At 42.8% G+C, this 16,076-nt stretch carries 14 protein-coding genes; 1 reads left to right on the plus strand and 13 read right to left on the minus strand.

From position 1 onward, the window contains the following. Positions 1-225: 225 nt before the first annotated feature. The 5 genes from tuf to ftsW form a co-directional block, all read right to left on the minus strand. Complete coding sequence (gene tuf, locus AC5FEC_RS08990; protein ID WP_037614441.1) at positions 226-1,422, minus strand: elongation factor Tu; 1,197 nt, start codon at positions 1,420-1,422, stop codon at positions 226-228. 122 nt (positions 1,423-1,544) lie between these two features. Then, positions 1,545-2,543, minus strand: a complete 999-nt coding sequence (locus AC5FEC_RS08995; RefSeq protein WP_002906137.1) for an anti sigma factor C-terminal domain-containing protein — start codon at positions 2,541-2,543, stop codon at positions 1,545-1,547. Continuing rightward, positions 2,530-3,000: an RNA polymerase sigma factor gene (locus tag AC5FEC_RS09000; protein ID WP_493661969.1), complete on the minus strand. Its 471-nt coding sequence runs from the start codon at positions 2,998-3,000 to the stop codon at positions 2,530-2,532. The genes AC5FEC_RS08995 and AC5FEC_RS09000 overlap by 14 nt, the downstream gene beginning before the upstream one ends. Before the next feature lie 157 nt (positions 3,001-3,157). Further along, the gene (gene ppc / locus AC5FEC_RS09005; RefSeq protein WP_062198823.1) at positions 3,158-6,004 is read right to left on the minus strand and encodes a phosphoenolpyruvate carboxylase; all 2,847 of its coding nucleotides are present in this window, start codon (positions 6,002-6,004) and stop codon (positions 3,158-3,160) included. 67 nt (positions 6,005-6,071) lie between these two features. Continuing rightward, a complete protein-coding gene (ftsW, locus tag AC5FEC_RS09010; RefSeq protein WP_037614437.1) occupies positions 6,072-7,286 on the minus strand; it encodes a cell division peptidoglycan polymerase FtsW in 1,215 nt (404 codons plus the stop codon). A 220-nt stretch (positions 7,287-7,506) separates the two neighbouring features. Here ftsW and AC5FEC_RS09015 point away from each other — a divergent pair, with 220 nt between their 5' ends. Next, positions 7,507-8,349 carry a glycoside hydrolase family 25 protein gene (locus AC5FEC_RS09015; protein WP_037614436.1) on the plus strand — a complete coding sequence of 281 codons (843 nt, stop codon included), beginning with the start codon at positions 7,507-7,509 and terminating at the stop codon, positions 8,347-8,349. 359 nt (positions 8,350-8,708) lie between these two features. Here AC5FEC_RS09015 and AC5FEC_RS09020 read toward each other — a convergent pair whose 3' ends face one another. From AC5FEC_RS09020 to AC5FEC_RS09055, 8 genes are all read right to left on the minus strand, one after another. Then, positions 8,709-9,437, minus strand: a complete 729-nt coding sequence (locus tag AC5FEC_RS09020) for a metallophosphoesterase (protein ID WP_493661970.1) — start codon at positions 9,435-9,437, stop codon at positions 8,709-8,711. Positions 9,438-9,489: 52 nt separating this feature from the next. Continuing rightward, positions 9,490-11,148 (minus strand): DNA repair protein RecN, encoded by a 1,659-nt coding sequence (gene recN, locus AC5FEC_RS09025; protein ID WP_493661971.1) that lies wholly within the window; start codon positions 11,146-11,148, stop codon positions 9,490-9,492. Positions 11,149-11,156: 8 nt separating this feature from the next. Then, a complete protein-coding gene (locus AC5FEC_RS09030; RefSeq protein ID WP_493661972.1) occupies positions 11,157-11,588 on the minus strand; it encodes an arginine repressor in 432 nt (143 codons plus the stop codon). Continuing rightward, on the minus strand, positions 11,572-12,396 hold the full coding sequence (locus AC5FEC_RS09035; RefSeq protein WP_234550476.1) for a TlyA family RNA methyltransferase: 825 nt from the start codon (positions 12,394-12,396) through the stop codon (positions 11,572-11,574). The genes AC5FEC_RS09030 and AC5FEC_RS09035 overlap by 17 nt, the downstream gene beginning before the upstream one ends. After that, positions 12,389-13,264 (minus strand): polyprenyl synthetase family protein, encoded by an 876-nt coding sequence (locus tag AC5FEC_RS09040; protein WP_493661973.1) that lies wholly within the window; start codon positions 13,262-13,264, stop codon positions 12,389-12,391. Before AC5FEC_RS09040 ends, AC5FEC_RS09035 begins: the two co-directional genes overlap by 8 nt. Continuing rightward, complete coding sequence (locus AC5FEC_RS09045; RefSeq protein WP_037614428.1) at positions 13,261-13,473, minus strand: exodeoxyribonuclease VII small subunit; 213 nt, start codon at positions 13,471-13,473, stop codon at positions 13,261-13,263. Before AC5FEC_RS09045 ends, AC5FEC_RS09040 begins: the two co-directional genes overlap by 4 nt. Further along, positions 13,451-14,791, minus strand: coding sequence for an exodeoxyribonuclease VII large subunit (gene xseA, locus AC5FEC_RS09050; protein ID WP_493661974.1), 1,341 nt, complete (start codon positions 14,789-14,791; stop codon positions 13,451-13,453). Before xseA ends, AC5FEC_RS09045 begins: the two co-directional genes overlap by 23 nt. A 174-nt stretch (positions 14,792-14,965) precedes the next feature. Next, positions 14,966-15,808, minus strand: a complete 843-nt coding sequence (locus tag AC5FEC_RS09055) for an NAD(P)H-hydrate dehydratase (protein WP_493661975.1) — start codon at positions 15,806-15,808, stop codon at positions 14,966-14,968. Between the last annotated feature and the right edge of the window lie 268 nt (positions 15,809-16,076).

Below are 16,076 nucleotides of genomic sequence, written 5' to 3' on the forward strand. Positions count from 1 at the left end.
TTTACAAGACACCACTACTTTAACATAAAGAAAAAGTAGTGAGTACTCTCTCCCGTCGGAGATTTCTTCACTACTAATCTTAGTATGTTTTCTACAACAAAATAGGCTCCATAATCCCTGCGGTGGAGTTACCCACTACAGAAATTATAGAGCCCCCAAAAAGCCCCGCTGAGCGGGGCTTTTAGTGTCTGACTTTATAATTATTATTCTGGGAACTTAATCAAATTAAGCTTCGATTTCTGTAACCATACCTGAACCAACAGTACGTCCACCTTCACGGATAGAGAAAGTAGTACCTTGTTCAACGGCGATTGGGTGGATCAACTCAACGTCGATAGTCACGTTATCACCAGGCATAACCATTTCAGTACCAGCAGGAAGCTCGATAGAACCAGTTACGTCAGTTGTACGGAAGTAGAATTGTGGACGATAGTTGTTGAAGAATGGAGTATGACGTCCACCTTCTTCTTTAGTAAGGATGTAAACTTCACCTTTGAATTTAGTGTGTGGGTTGATTGAACCTGGTTTCGCAAGAACTTGTCCACGTTCGATTTCATCACGTTGGATACCACGAAGAAGCACACCAACGTTGTCCCCTGCAAGACCTTCGTCAAGCTGTTTACGGAACATTTCAACACCAGTAACAACTGCTTTGCGGATTTCTTCCTTAATACCAACGATTTCAACTTCATCGTTGACTTTAACAGTACCACGGTCGATACGTCCTGAAGCAACAGTACCACGTCCAGTGATTGAGAATACGTCTTCGACTGGAAGAAGGAGTGGCTTGTCAGTATCACGTTCTGGTTCTGGGATGTACTCATCTACAGTGTCCATCAATTCCATGATGATGTCTTCGTACTTAGTATCACCTTCAAGAGCCTTAAGAGCTGAACCTTGGATAACTGGAAGATCGTCACCTGGGAAGTCATATTCTGACAAGAGGTCACGGATTTCCATTTCAACCAATTCAAGCAATTCTTCGTCGTCAACCAAGTCAACTTTGTTCATGAAAACGATCAAGTGCTTAACACCAACCTGACGTGAAAGCAAGATGTGCTCACGAGTTTGTGGCATTGGTCCATCAGTTGAAGCTACTACAAGGATAGCTCCGTCCATTTGAGCAGCACCAGTGATCATGTTTTTAACGTAGTCCGCGTGTCCTGGAGCGTCGATGTGAGCGTAGTGGCGCTTAGCAGTTTCATACTCAACATGCGCAGTGTTGATGGTGATTCCGCGTTCGCGTTCTTCTGGAGCAGCATCGATAGACGCATAGTCTTTTGGTTGGTTAACTGCTGAAGGCAAGCGACGTGCCAAAACAGTTGTGATTGCTGCAGTCAGGGTAGTTTTACCGTGGTCAACGTGTCCGATAGTACCAATGTTAACGTGTGGTTTACTACGATCGTATTTTTCTTTTGCCATTTGAGTAAAAGCCTCCAATAAAATATATTTTATAGATAGACAGTAGGCAATACAGTCTAACTTTCCTTACTATTTTATCAAATTTCACTGAAAATGCAAGCCTTTTAGTCTTTTTTTGTGAATTATTCCTTATCTAACTGATAGTAAGGCTGATTGGAAACGGAGGCACCAATACTCGAAGCAGCAATCCATTCTTTCCCTTCTAATTGGCTGAAATTCTCAGCTTTCCCAGTCAGAATAATACCAGAAAAGGTCAATTGATCCCGATTTTCTGCTTCACGAATATCTAGCTGACCAAATTTCTTGAGATAGGACTCAACCTCATTGTACATGTTGTACCCACTAACACTTGGGAAAAGATTTTTATCTGCCTTTTTCAGATAATCCAAGAAAGTCTGCTGCTCTTTCTTAGCCTCTTTTGCCTTCTTCCTAACATCTGAATCATAAGTAAAGAGAAGACTAGCGTTAGCTCCATAGGTCAGCTTGGGATCAGAATACAGTTCAATACCATTTTCACTGTCTTCTGACTGACTGCCAATCCAGTACCAGTTGATTTTGAGATTGTTCGGTATCATCTGCTGGATTTCCTTATAGGTATAAGGCTTATCAAAAGTCAAAGCTACTTCCACCAATTGATTCGGCATTTCTTTGACAGAAGCCAACTCTTTAGGCATAGAATTACTATCCTTTGTCCCTTTGGCATTGATATTATAGAAGACCGGATATTTTTGACGCAGGGTTCGCGTATAGGTTCCTGAGAGAGACAAATAAGTCCCTTCCGCAGTCGGATCTCTAAAAGCACCTATGAGTGAATAGTTTCCCTCATAGGAAGGATAAGCCACCTTCACTCCATCTAAATCCTTGAAACGATCGGAACGTAAGGTCCCTGAAAAAAAGGAAGTTTGAGTGTGGTAAAGACTATCATAGTCAACATTAGGATAGGCGATTTCGGACATAACTTCGTACTGTTTTTGTAAGTCTCGTCCGTTACTAGAGGCTAATTCTACCAGCCCCTTTCCTAGAAGACCTAAGAGAACTAAAGATACAAAGGAACTAATGACGACTGTCTTCCAGAGTCTTTTTCTCCTGCTTTTCTTTGCAACATTTTCAAATGTTTCCATTTCGATATCCTTTCTTTTCCAGCTCCTTTCGGAGTTTAGCACGACTGCGCATCAGCTGAATCTTGACCTTGCTCACTGAGTAAGACATAATTTGGGCAATCTCCTTGACCGTGAAATCTTGAAAATAATAGAGTTCTAAAAGCGTAGCTTCCTTGAGTGGCAGATCTTCTATCATACTTCTTAGCAGCTCATAATCTTCATTTTCAAAGGGATTGACAAGATCTTTTCCAAAAAATTCTTTTCGCAAAATCTCCAAATAACGTTTATCTCTCCTATATCTGTCGATATAGCGCCGGATGGAAACCCGATACATCCAAGCTCGCATCTTTTCCGCCGGAATAATAACTTCTGTTTCCAACATCTTGACAAAAACGTCCTGCACTACATCTTCTGCTTCCGCTTTAGAAGCCCCTGACTTCTGCAGATAGGAGACAATCTCGCGAGCAAAGCCTATCAAGATTGTTTCATATTCATCTAGTTTGATAAGCTCACCCCCCTCCTTCACTAGTATAACGAATGGAAAAGTCTTTTGGTTACAAAAACAGAAAAATCGGACAAAAAGCCGATTTTTCGTTATTTATAATGGTAAAGTAGCCATTTTTTATTCTCATGTATCAGCCAGAATTCCGAAGTCCTGTAGCAATTCCGTTGATAGTGATGTGAATCAAGCGTTCTTGCTCTGGTGAAAGTTCGCCACGTCGCTGACGTTTAATCAACTCCAACTGAATATAGTTCAACACATTAAAGTAAGGCATGCGGTAATCCAAACTGTCCTTGAGATAAGCATTTTCCGCCAAGAGCTCATCGTGCCCTTCGATAGCCAAGATGACCTTCTTAGTCAGCTGCCACTCGTCCAAGATAATATTGAAAATATCCTGCACATCCTTGTCTTCGCACAGTTGTGCATACTCAAAGGCAATATTCATATTAGACTTAGACAGCACCATATCTACATTTGACAAGAGAGACTGGAAGAAAGGCCATCTCTTATACATAAATTGCAGGAAGGCCAGATTCTTTTCAGGATCTTCATCAATAAATTCCTTGAAGCTAGACCCAACACCATACCAGCCTGGGAACATAACCCGGCTTTGAGACCAAGAGAATACCCAAGGAATCGCTCTGAGACCGCCGATCTCAGTAATCGTTTTACGGGCTGCTGGACGAGAACCGATATTAAAGCTGGAGATAGCCTTAATCGGACTGGACTCAAAGAAATAATCGTAAAAGCGCTCATCGCCAAAGACTAAATCACGATAAATCTGATAGCTGCGCTCAACCACTTGATCCATAATCCGCTCATACTCATTGGAAGTATGAGTATCACTCTTCTTGCGGGTTACCATGCGGTTGATAGCAGCAGAAACCAGCATTTCTAAGTTATAGTAGGCTGCATCTTTATTTCCATATTTGCTACCAATGACTTCTCCCTGCTCGGTCAGACGGATTCGGTCATTGATACTGCGTAGCGGCTGAGAAGTAATGGCTTCATAAGTTGGACCACCACCACGTCCTACTGTACCTCCCCGACCATGGAAGAAGGTGATTTTTACGCCAAATTTATCACCGATGGCTGTCAGCTGTTGTTGAGCCTTGTAGAGAGTCCAGCACGAAGATAAGTAGCCGCCGTCCTTGTTACTGTCTGAGTAGCCCAGCATGATTTCCTGATAGTTATCCTTGGAAGCAATCCACTTCTGAGCAATCGGCAGGGACAGGTATTTCTCCATAGTATCGCAAGAATTATCCAAGTCTTCAATGGTCTCAAAGAGAGGAACAATCTGCACACGTGTCCCATTTTCATCAATCAATCCTACTTCTTTGAGCATAATGGCTAATTCAAGCAAGTCCGATACACTCGTTGAGTGAGAAATGATATTTTGTTTAATAACTTCTTCTCCCAACACATCTTTAAGCTCACGGGCAGTTTTAAAAATAGCCAGTTCTTTTTGTAGAAGTTCTGATTTTTGGACATGAGTAGCCGACAAAATCCTTGGATCGTCCAAAAGTTGTTTAAGCAGGACCTGACATTTTTCATCCTCTGAGAGAGAGCTGTAGTCCTTTACAATATTTGCTGATGCTAGGAGCTCGGCCACACAGGCTTCATGAACACTGGAATCCTGCCGCATATCAATACTTGCTAAGAAGAAACCAAAGACATCGACTGCTTGCAATAATTCAGTCAACTCACCTGTAACTAAAGCTTGTCCATTGTGCTCTAGCAAAGAATCACGGATAACTAGCAAGTCTTCTTTAAATTCCTGAGCAGTCTTGTAAGATAACACCTGCTCCTTGCTCAAGCCATCTATGGTATCTGTAATACGGGACTGGATATAATTCGGAATGATTTCTTTACCGTTATTGGTGACAGACACACTAGCATTGGCATTCAAAACCTCACCAAGCTTATCTGCCAGCTGATGTCCTTCACTTGAAAAATTCCCTTCTTTCAAATAAAGCAAGGTCTGAATCAGCTTGGACTGAATATAATGAAAAGCTCGGCGGTAAGGCTCATTTTCACGATAAACTGATTTATCACTGGACAACGCAGCCATTTTCATTACTGCTTCACTGGTTTCCGAAAACTTAGATGAAAGCGAAAAATTTCGATAAAGAGTATAGACCTTATCGATATAGTAGTTCAAAATAACTTCACTTTGAACAGTTGCTGACAGTTTTAGCGTTTCTGCTGTTACAAATGGATTACCATCACGGTCACCACCAATCCACATTCCCATAGTAATTGGTTTTGGATTTTCTAAATGAATCCCTTTTTCTTCTGCTAAGCGCTTGTATTCCAGCATAAAGTTGGTAATAGCCTGAAGAAAAGAACTATTATAGTATTCCATGACATTGGTAATTTCATTAGTTACCTTCAGTTTTTTCTCGCGAATCATGTCGGTCTGCATCATGAGCTCAATATAGCGGCGTAAATTCGCCAACCATTTCTTCTCATTTACCAAACCAGCCTTTACATCACGGTGCTGACGCAGCAATGTGTGAATATGATTGGTCAAATCCAACATGGTCTTGCGCTGAACCTGAGTTGGGTGAGCCGTCAGTACTGGCACGACATTCAGGTTCTCTAGAATTTCTTGAGCATTTTCCCGAGTTGAAATCAAGTCTATTGTTGTAGAAAGTTTTCCTAAATAATCGCGATTGACATTGTTTTGATGGTTGATTTCATAGGCCAAATCAACATCTTCAGAAATATTGATTAATAGCGGCAAGATTGAGAAATAGCGAGAAATATAGACCATCTCATCTGTCGTCAACTTCTCTACGATGGCTTTTAATTCTTGATATCTCGAATCAATTGCCAAATCTTTCATAGTAGAAATTTTTTCAAAAGTCTCGGGACCTAAGATATTTTGCGTAATATCTGCAAGCAGATCTGTTAGAATTGAAACCTCTTCACGAATGACTTCTTTATTGCTATAGCTTTCCAATTTGTTAAATGACATAATCTATACCTCTCATTTTTCAAGGATTTTTCTACTTTAGAAATATGCTTCAGAAATGGCCAAATTCTTATCGGCCAGCAGTTTGCATTTGCTGATAGATATCTTCTCTGCGCTCATTGGCATCAATATTTAACACAAAGGCAATGGCTACCGATAGGACGAGCAGACTATTCCCCCCTTGAGACAAGAAAGGGAAGGTCACTCCGGTTGATGGAATCAAACCAGAAATTCCGCCAATGTTTATGAAGGTCTGTGTTAAAAACATGCCGCCAATTCCTAAGGCCATCATTGAATTAAAAGGATCTTTAGCTCGGATACCCACTAGAATAATTCTTAGGATAAGGAAAAACAGCAATGCTAAAATCAAACTAGCTCCAAAAAAACCTAATTCCTCAATCACGATAGAAAACACAAAGTCGGTATGAGCTTCGGGAAGATACCCCCGTTTTTCAATCGAATTGCCTAAACCTAAACCAAACCAGCCACCGTTACTCATGGCATAATATGAATTGGCTAATTGGTGTCCTGAGCCAGACAAGTCATTAAAAGGATTAAAGAAAGCGCTGAACCGCTTCGCAACATAGCCAAAGAGCGGCATCTTTGCAACCCGTTCAACCCCAATAAGCCAAATGCTAGCCAGGACCAGCCCTGAACTTCCAAGAATGACTCCCAGCATAGTGGAAAACCATCGATAGCCAATGCCGCTGACCGCCACCATTATGATGACTGTTAAAAACAAAATGGTCGCATTCCCTAAGTCAGGCATCATTGCAACAATCCCAATCAGCAGGGCTACGATTATCCGCCAATCATTAAAAGCTTTTGGAAGCCATTGATTTAAAGTCAGGGCTTGGTAGTCATAAATTTCGATTTCTTTCTGCTTTTTGGAAAAACGATAGGCCAGAAACCAAATCAGAATAATCTTCAAATACTCCGCTGGCTGAACGCTGAATTGGCCAATAATCAGCCAGCCGTGAGCTCCATTGACCGTTTTAGTTACAAAGCGCGAAAGAAGCAAAAGGATTATTTCCACAAAAATAATCAGCGTAATGAAACTACCATTTTTTAAGAAGGACATTTTCATCCTATACAAAATAGTAATGGCGACCAAGCTAGCAATCCAAAATAGTCCTTGATTTATAGCCATACTAAATCCGCTTGCGCCGGCTTGAATCAAGGATGGACTTGTCGTTGAATAAACAATAATCAATCCTATAACAGACAGAATCATATAAGGAATTAAAATTGAATAATTCAACAGGTGTCTCTTATCAATTTTCATATTTCACCATAAAATTTCTAAAAATTCAATCTTCATTATATCACCTTTCCAATTGAAAAAAAAGTATTACGGAAAGTTCAGAGCCAACTTTTTCAAATTAGCACAGCAATGGAACAACTAAAACTCTTTATATTTCAATTGTATGACATTTTATTCATTATTTTGCAAATTTAGAGATATTTTTTGCTTTTTATTTCACTTTGGGTTAGAATAAAAATGTATGAGAAAGAGAATTAAACCGCTTGCATTCTTCCTGTTTTTTATTTGTTTCATTGTATTTCTTTTAATAAATAAACAAATCTCTGATTCGGCAGCTAAGCAAGCAAAAGCAACAAATTCACAATCTGCACAAATAACAGCCAATTCATCAGATGAAGAGCAAACTTCGATTTTAGATGAAGAATTCATCAATAAACCTGTCATTGATATATCTGGCTGGCAGTTACCAAGTGAGATTGACTATGATATTTTATCAAAAAATATATCCGGCGTCATTGTTCGAGTTCATAGTGGCAATCAGGCTAAAAAAGAGAATGCTGCAACCCACTTAAACGGACTGGATAAAGCTTATAAGACTCATATCACTGAGTTTCAAAAGAGAAATATCCCCGTCGCAGTGTATGCATATATAGCCGCCGACAGCGAAAAAGAAATGGCAAAAGAAGCAGAACATTTTTATAAGGCTGCTTCAAAGTACGAACCGACCTACTATTGGCTCGATGTTGAAGAAAAGACCATGCCTGACATGAATGCGGGAGTTGAAGTTTTTCGCTCAAAACTCGAAGAACTAGGTGCTAAAAATATTGGGATTTATGTTGGAACTTTCTTTATGGAAGAACATAGCATCTCAACGGATAAATTTTCTGCGGTTTGGATTCCTACCTACGGGGCTGATGATGGTTATTATAATGCCGCCCCTAATACGGAGCAAGAATATGATCTGCACCAGTATACTTCCCAAGGAAAATTAAATGGCTTTCCTCACTATTTGGATTTGAATCAATTATCTCCTTTAAAAGATAAAATGAAAACCTATAAAAAACTGTTTGACAATTCCCAATGATTTCAAAGCTTTGTCCACTCAGATGAGTAACGACTGAAGAAAAAGACTTTTATTTCCCATTCTTCAATCAAAAAAAGAACCAACCTTGCAAGCTTTTAAGAAGGCAATTATCCTTTCTTAAAAGTTTGCTTTTTTATTATGCACTTATATTGTATATTCAAGTTCTAAAAAAGTAAAAACAAGCTAAATTCCTGTATCTAGTTAGGAATAAAAAAAAGATTGAAGAAAACTCACCTCAATGGATAATTTCTTCAATCTAAAACTATAGGGAACAGATTTCAATTGGTCGTTTTGATGATTTGGCAATCTGCAGCAAATCAAATATTTACAGATTCTCACCTTCCCCTAGACACTCTCTTTTAATTTCTTGCTGGTAAGTCATCGTTTTCAACAAAATAGTGCTTCAGTATTCCACTATCCCCAAAGAGAACACCATGAAGAACCCCGCCATAAACAGCTCCGCCATCCATGCCAATCTTGCCGTCCTCAGTCATCCATAGCTGATCAGTTCCCGGTGCCTTATGCAAGAGGTAAAATGTCGGTGTATGACCAAAGACAATCGTCTTGCCAGTCTGATTGCTGCCTTTGTGAAAAGGCTCGCGAATCCAAACTTTTTGATAATCACTGGTCTTTCGCCAGTCTTTCAACTCCAAATCTAGGCCAGCATGGACAAAAATGTACCGTTCTGTCTCAAATAGGAAGGGCATCTGACGAATAAAATCTACTAAATCTGCCGCCTCCGTCTTGACACATTCCGCGTCTGCTACTCCATCTACAGGAGCACTGAGAGGTCGGCCTAAAAGCGAATTGATCGTCGTATCTCCGCCATTACGTCGGTAGTGGTCATAAGACTTTTCAGGATTGTCCAGCCAGGTTAGAAACATATATTCATGATTACCAGACAGACAAACAGCTCCTTCTTGGTCCACTAGGTTCTTGACCCGCTCCAAAACTGCTCGGCTGTCCTCACCACGATCTATCAAGTCGCCTAGAAAGACTAGTTGGCTGCGATCGTCCCAATGCTGGAGCAGTTTATCTAGCATACCAGCCTTGCCATGGACATCACCGATTGCAAAATATTCTGTCATACGCGCCACCTCCTAAAGGAGACCGAAACACTAGTGTCTCAGCCTCGCTTGTTTATTTTTTTAATAACTCTCTGGCTTGAGTCAAAGCAGCTTCCGTCACATCTTCGCCAGCCAGCATCTTAGCGACTTCCTGAACACGCTCGTCAGCTGTCAGCAGCCGAACCGTTGAGACGGTCGAATTTTCATCCGAAATCTTCTCAATAAAGAACTGATAATCGGCAATCGCAATGACCTGCGGCAGATGGGAAATAGCCAAGACTTGACCATTGACGCCAATCTTGTGAATCTTCTGAGCGATGGCTTGAGCCACACGGCCAGAAACGCCCGTATCCACTTCGTCAAAGACAATGCTGGTCTTGCCTTCCTTACGAGAAAAGGCAGACTTGATCGCCAACATGAGACGGGAGAGTTCCCCGCCAGACGCAACCTTCACCAAAGGTTTGAAATCCTCGCCCGGATTGGCTGAGATGTAAAACTCTACTTGTTCATTGCCTTCACGGTTGAACTTTCCCTTAGTGAACTGCACTTTAAAGCGCGCCTTTTCCATGTAGAGATCCTGCAGCTCCTGCTTGATTTCTGCTTCCAGCTGGGTTGCTAGACCATGACGGGCCTGACTCAGCTCCTGGGCCAACTCCACCAGCTCTCTCTCCAAGAGCCTCAGCTCTTTGTCCATATCCTCTGAGGACAAGTTGCTGCCAGTTAAAAGGCTGTATTCTTTGGAAATATGAGCAAAGTATTCCAGCACCTCATCTACTTGACCACCGTACTTGCGGGTGATGCTGTTAATCAGGTCTAAGCGACTCTCCACCTGCAGCAGTCGGTCCCCGTCAAAGTCCAGTCCATCTAAAATGTCCTCTAGACGCTTGCTGACATCCTCTAAGACATAGTAGGTCTCTGACAAGCTAGTAGAAAGTTCCTTGTAGGCTGGATCGTAATCCTCGATAGACTCAAGGTCATTCATAGCTGAACGGACATTTCCCAGACTGGAAAAGTCTTCATTATCCAGCATGGTATAGGCGTTGGTCAGCGTATCAGCAATGAGCTTGTGGTTGAGCAAACGGTCTCGCTCCTGATACAGGGCAGTATCTTCACCGCTTTTGAGGGCGGCACTTTCAATCTCCGCCATCTGAAACTCCAGCATCTCAATTCTGGCCTTATGCTCCTGCTGATTTTTCTGCAAAGTCAGGACTTGCTTACGCAGGCTTCGATAGCGGTCAAAGGTTTCCTGATAGCGACCCTTGAGATGCAAAAAGTCTGCTGAGCCAAACTCATCTAGCATGGAGATATGAAGCTGGGGTCTCATCAGCTCTTCCTGATCGTGCTGACCATGAATATCTACCAAATGCTGGCCAACAGCCTTTAGAACAGACAGATTCACCATCTGACCATTGATACGGCTGACACTGCGGCCGTTTTGCAGAATTTCCCGACGGATAATCAGCTCATCGGTCAGCTCCCAGCCTTGCTCCTCAAAAATCTCTCGCAAAGCTCTGCTATTCTCCAGCGAAAAAAGTCCTTCTATCTCAGCTTTTTGGGCCCCATGGCGAATAACATCCGTCGTCGCACGGCTGCCCAGCATCATGTTCATCGCATCAATAATAATAGACTTACCAGCTCCCGTTTCCCCGGTCAAAACCGTCATACCCTGCTCAAAATTAAGGGAAATCTCCTCAATAATGGCAAAATTTTTAATCGAAATTTCTAATAACATAGGTTTTCCTACCAATTATTGATTTCAGCCGTGACTTTTTGGGCTGCACTTTCACTTACTGCAACGATTAGGATACTGTCATTATCCGCAATGATGCTGAAAATTTCCTCAGCAAATTCTTTACTCAGATGACGCTTGACTACCGCCGCACTCCCTGGTACTAGGTTAAGATTGAGCATATTTCCTAGATTTTGACAGGCCAAAATATTATTTTCAGTCAACTTCAGACTATTGCTAGCTGTTTTTGGAAGCTCGTAAATATAGGTATTATCTTTAAAAGGGATTTTTACAATCCCTAGCTCCTTGATGTCTCGTGAAACCGTTGCCTGTGTCGCTGTAATACCAGACTCCCTGAGATGTTCTACAATTTCCTCTTGGGTACCAATCTCAAATTCGCTGACAAATCGTCTGATTTTCTCTAATCTATCCTTCTTCTTCATCTTTAAATTCCTTGTGGGCTGCCTCTACGACAGCAACTAAGTCTTGCTCCAACTCATTTTTCGGCTGCTCGCTTTTCTCCAGAAAGGCTAGAAATTCAACATTGCCATGCCCACCCTGAATTGGAGAAAAATCCAAACCTTTGACTGAAAAACCTGCTTCCAGCATAAAGGCTGTCACGGTTTCCAGAACCGCCAAATGAACTTTCTTGTCCTTGATAATCCCCTTCTTGCCAATCTGCTCGCGGCCAGCCTCGAACTGAGGCTTAATCAAGGCCACGACCTGACCTCCCTCTTCTAAAATCTGATAGAGGGCCGGCAAAATCAAGCTGAGCGAGATAAAGCTAACGTCAATGCTGGCAAAGCTGGGTCGAAAGTCAAAATCAGCTGCCTCCGCATAGCGAAAATTGAACTGCTCCATGCTGACGACCCGTTCGTCTTGGCGGAGTTTCCAAGCCAACTGGTTAGTTCCTACATCAACAGCGTAAACCAATCGTGCTCCCGCCTGCAACATGACATCGGTAAATCCCCCGGTCGAAGCTCCGATATCCAAGGCCACTCGGTCTGCTACCGAAAGGCCAAACACTTGTAAAGCCTTTTCTAATTTCAGACCGCCACGGCTGACATACTTGAGTTTTTCTCCCTTGAGTTTAAGCTCTGTTCCATCATCGATTTTTTCACCCGGTTTGTCAAAGCGCTCTCCATTAGCAAGTGCCACGACTAGGCCGGCCATCACTCCGCGCTTGGCCTGTTCTCGGGTCTCAAAAAGGCCTTGTCGATAGGCCAGTACATCCACTCTTTCCTTAGCCATCCAGTCTCAAACTTTCTATTATTTTTTGAATTTCTTCAGCTGAAAAATCACTTTCTGTTTCTAGTTGCTCCAGCAGGTTTTTTGCTTGTTCCAGTGTTTCATCGAAAAAGGCTCTGGCTCCATCTAAACCTAGTAAAGCTGGATAAGTTGATTTCTCCGCTGCCAAGTCCTTCTGCGGTGTCTTGCCAATCTGCTCAAAACTGGCTGTCACATCTAAAATATCATCCCGCACCTGAAAAGCCAAACCCAAGAGTTCTCCCGCTTGACGGAGCTTCCCTAGGACAGACTGACTGGCCTGAGCAATGATTCCTGCTGCTACAAAAGGATAGGCCAAGAGCTTGCCTGTCTTATTGGCATGAATGGTCTGGAGCTGGTCTATCGTCAACTTACGACCTTCTCCCTGCATATCCAAAACCTGCCCGGCCACCATACCAAAGGATCCAGCTGCCAGAGACAGCTCAGTTATCAGATCCACCTTGACCTGACTAGGGAGCTCTGCCATTGCCACCAAACCATAAGGATCCAAAAAGAGAGAATCTCCCGCCAAAATGGCCATATCCTCCCCAAATTTCTTGTGGCTGGTCAGACGCCCACGGCGGTAGTCATCATTATCCATAGCCGGCAGATCATCATGAATCAAACTACCAGTGTGAATCATCTCTAAGGCTGCTGCCACCTGAAAGTGGGCGGGAGTTAATTCCAGACCAAAGCCCTCCAGCAACTCCAAAAACAAGAGAGGACGAATCCGCTTACCACCAGCCTCGACAGAATAGAGAATGGTCTCTGTCAAATCCGACGATACTTTCTTGCTCCGATAAAAATCTTGAATGGTCAGGCCAATTTGCCTGATTTTAAACTCTCTTGTCATTCCATATCCGTTTCTGTGCCATCAGCCTGCATGACCTTGACCAAGGTCTTTTCTGCCTGATCTAGCGTCTTTTGTAGCTCTTTAGACAACTGCATGCCCTTCTGAAATTCGGCGATCGCCTCTTCCAAGGCGACATCTCCATTTTCCAGCTTCTGGACAATAGCTTCCAAATCAGCTAAATTTTCTTCAAATTTTTTGTCTTTTGACATCTTTTACCTCAACTTGGACCTGACCATCTCGCATGAGAATGGTCAGCTGGTCCTTCTCCTTGATATCCTGACTGGACTCGATTACTGTTTCATTTTTTTGGATAATAGCATAGCCCCGCGCCACAATTCGACTGGTATCCAGCATGAGCAACGCATCTGACAGCCGCTTGGCTTCAGCCACCTTGTGGTCATAGATAACCGCCATATTACTACGCAACAAGCGTTCCTGCTGGTGAACCTGCTCCTGATAGTGCTGCACCTGCCGCAGAGGTGACAGAGACTCTAAGCGGTGCCAGAGAATCTTGACCTGCTGGACTTCTTCACTATAATATTCGCGAATTTTTTGCTTTAAACGTAGATTAAGCTGGTCTAACTTTTGCAGATAGCCATCATAAAGCCGTTCTGGCTGCCGAAAAATAACAGAAGAAGCCAGCTTGTGCAAACGTTCTCGCTGGTAAGTCAGACGATTTGCAGCTGCATTTGACAGACGATTTTGCTGCTGACTCAAATGCCCCAGAAGATCCAGCTTGGTGACTGGTGTCGCCAATTCAGCTGCTGCTGTTGGGGTCGCTGCCCGTCGGTCTGCAACAAAGTCAGCCAGAGTTGTATCTGTCTCATGCCCCACACTGGAAATGATGGGAAGCTGAGATTCAAATATAGCTCGTACGACGATTTCCTCATTAAAAGCCCAAAGATCCTCGATGGACCCGCCACCCCGACCAATAATCAAAACATCCAAATCCTCCCGCTCATTGGCCCGACGGATATTGGCTGCTACCTCGGCAGCGGCTCCTTCGCCTTGAACCTTGGTCGGATAAAGCAAGATGTCCACGCCAGGAAAACGGCGGCTGACTGTAGTGATGATATCTCGGATGACAGCTCCGCTAGGACTGGTCACCACCCCAATTTTCTTAGGAAACTGGGGTAAAGCTTGTTTAAATTTATCTTGAAAGAGTCCTTCTTCTCCCAGCTTTTTTTTGAGCTGCTCGAACTGAACAGCCAGGGCACCAATACCATCTGGTTCAGCCTTTTCAATAACAATCGAATAAGAACCGCTGGGCTCATAGAGCTGAACACGGCCAATGACATTGACCTTCATCCCTTCTTCTAACTCAAAGCCCAGCTTTTTATACACACCAGACCAGATAGTCGCCTGAATGACTGCCTTCTCATCCTTAAGCGAAAAATACTGGTGGGTAGGCCGCTTACGAAAATTGGAGACCTGACCAGTCAGATAGACCCGTTCTAGATAAGGATCCCGGTCAAACTTCATCTTCAGATAGCGGGTCAAAGTCGAAACCGATAAATAATCTGGCATGCCTCCTCCTTTCTATTTCCTAATGTTTTCGTAACTTTTATTATAACAAAAATCTGTATAAAAAACCGATTTCAAACCTAAAAAAATGTCCTGAAAAAAGCTAAAAAGCTGGGACTTTCTAAATAGAACCCAGCTTAAGCAAAAACTAAGAGAAAAAGTCACTGATAAGGAAAACTAGGGACAAATTTTCTTCATCCATCTTGGGATTGCCCGACTAATCTCCGTCGGTAAAACGACATAGGCCTCCTCGGCTAATTCATCCGCAATAGCTGAATGCAAGTAAGTTGCAGCCGTCACCCGTTCAAAAAGTGAAGCCTGCTGAAATTGTCCTGCAAATCCAGCAATCATCCCTGCTAAGGTATCTCCCATCCCACCAGTTGCCTGATAGGGGCCTCCAACCTGCAGCTGATAAAAGTCTTTTACCCCACTCTGAAAAACTCGTGTTCTATTGCCTTTCTGAACAACTATAGTACCTTCAGAAAATTGGTCAACAACTTTTTGACTGGATGTCTCATCTTGTGACTCGATAGGCAAGCCAGACAAGCTTTCCCACTCTTTTTGATGAGGAGTAAAGATTATCTGGGAGCTTGGAAAGGGCAGAGCTTGCTTGGCAAAAAGCGAGAGGGCACCACCATCCATAATCAATATTTGTCGTTTGTCCACAAGATTCAAAACCAGTTGCAATACTGACTTCTCTAAAGGGGTCTCAGCCAAACCCGGACCGATTAAAATAACACTTGCCTTACGAATCTGCTCCATCAGCCGCTCTTGTTCCCGCAAATCAAAGGCCATGGCCTCTGGCAGATGAGCATGGAGGGCAGAAATATTCTCCCGTTCAGTCGCAACTGTCACCAGACCAGCCCCACTGCCTACTGCGGCTAAGGCTGCCATGATAATAGCTCCGCCATAGGGATAGGTTCCGCCAATCAAGAGCAGGCGACCATAGTCTCCTTTATGGCTCTCTGGCGGCCGATTTACAATAACCTTTTTCAAAAGACTTTCACTGACTATTTTCATTTTAAATCCTCTATAACTTATTTTAAATGTTTTCGAAAACAAATATTCCCCACTCTATCAGTCAAAGAAACTCGACCTATCTCCTCATATCTCTGCTTAACATAAAAAGTCGGTGCATATATGGATACGGTCGCCACGAAAAGACTCCCCATTCCATATTGCCGTCCCCAGTTTTCAAGATAGTTCAATAATAAAGTACCTAAATCTGGATACTAAGAGGCTTTTTCCACTCATAACTTCTGCATCTGAATTTGGATTCCGCAAGATA

It is taken from the genome of Streptococcus sp. STC1396 (genome assembly GCF_058933875.1).

Excerpts from the sequence above, each read along its gene's own strand:
- tuf (WP_037614441.1), bottom strand. The coding sequence starts at position 1,422 with ATGGCAAAAGAAAAATACGATCGTAGTAAACCACACGTTAACATTGGT.
- AC5FEC_RS08995 (WP_002906137.1), bottom strand. The coding sequence starts at position 2,543 with ATGGAAACATTTGAAAATGTTGCAAAGAAAAGCAGGAGAAAAAGACTC.
- ppc (WP_062198823.1), bottom strand. The coding sequence starts at position 6,004 with ATGTCATTTAACAAATTGGAAAGCTATAGCAATAAAGAAGTCATTCGT.
- ftsW (WP_037614437.1), bottom strand. The coding sequence starts at position 7,286 with ATGAAAATTGATAAGAGACACCTGTTGAATTATTCAATTTTAATTCCT.
- AC5FEC_RS09015 (WP_037614436.1), top strand. The coding sequence starts at position 7,507 with ATGAGAAAGAGAATTAAACCGCTTGCATTCTTCCTGTTTTTTATTTGT.
- AC5FEC_RS09020 (WP_493661970.1), bottom strand. The coding sequence starts at position 9,437 with ATGACAGAATATTTTGCAATCGGTGATGTCCATGGCAAGGCTGGTATG.
- recN (WP_493661971.1), bottom strand. The coding sequence starts at position 11,148 with ATGTTATTAGAAATTTCGATTAAAAATTTTGCCATTATTGAGGAGATT.
- AC5FEC_RS09030 (WP_493661972.1), bottom strand. The coding sequence starts at position 11,588 with ATGAAGAAGAAGGATAGATTAGAGAAAATCAGACGATTTGTCAGCGAA.
- AC5FEC_RS09035 (WP_234550476.1), bottom strand. The coding sequence starts at position 12,396 with ATGGCTAAGGAAAGAGTGGATGTACTGGCCTATCGACAAGGCCTTTTT.
- AC5FEC_RS09040 (WP_493661973.1), bottom strand. The coding sequence starts at position 13,264 with ATGACAAGAGAGTTTAAAATCAGGCAAATTGGCCTGACCATTCAAGAT.
- AC5FEC_RS09045 (WP_037614428.1), bottom strand. The coding sequence starts at position 13,473 with ATGTCAAAAGACAAAAAATTTGAAGAAAATTTAGCTGATTTGGAAGCT.
- xseA (WP_493661974.1), bottom strand. The coding sequence starts at position 14,791 with ATGCCAGATTATTTATCGGTTTCGACTTTGACCCGCTATCTGAAGATG.
- AC5FEC_RS09055 (WP_493661975.1), bottom strand. The coding sequence starts at position 15,808 with ATGAAAATAGTCAGTGAAAGTCTTTTGAAAAAGGTTATTGTAAATCGG.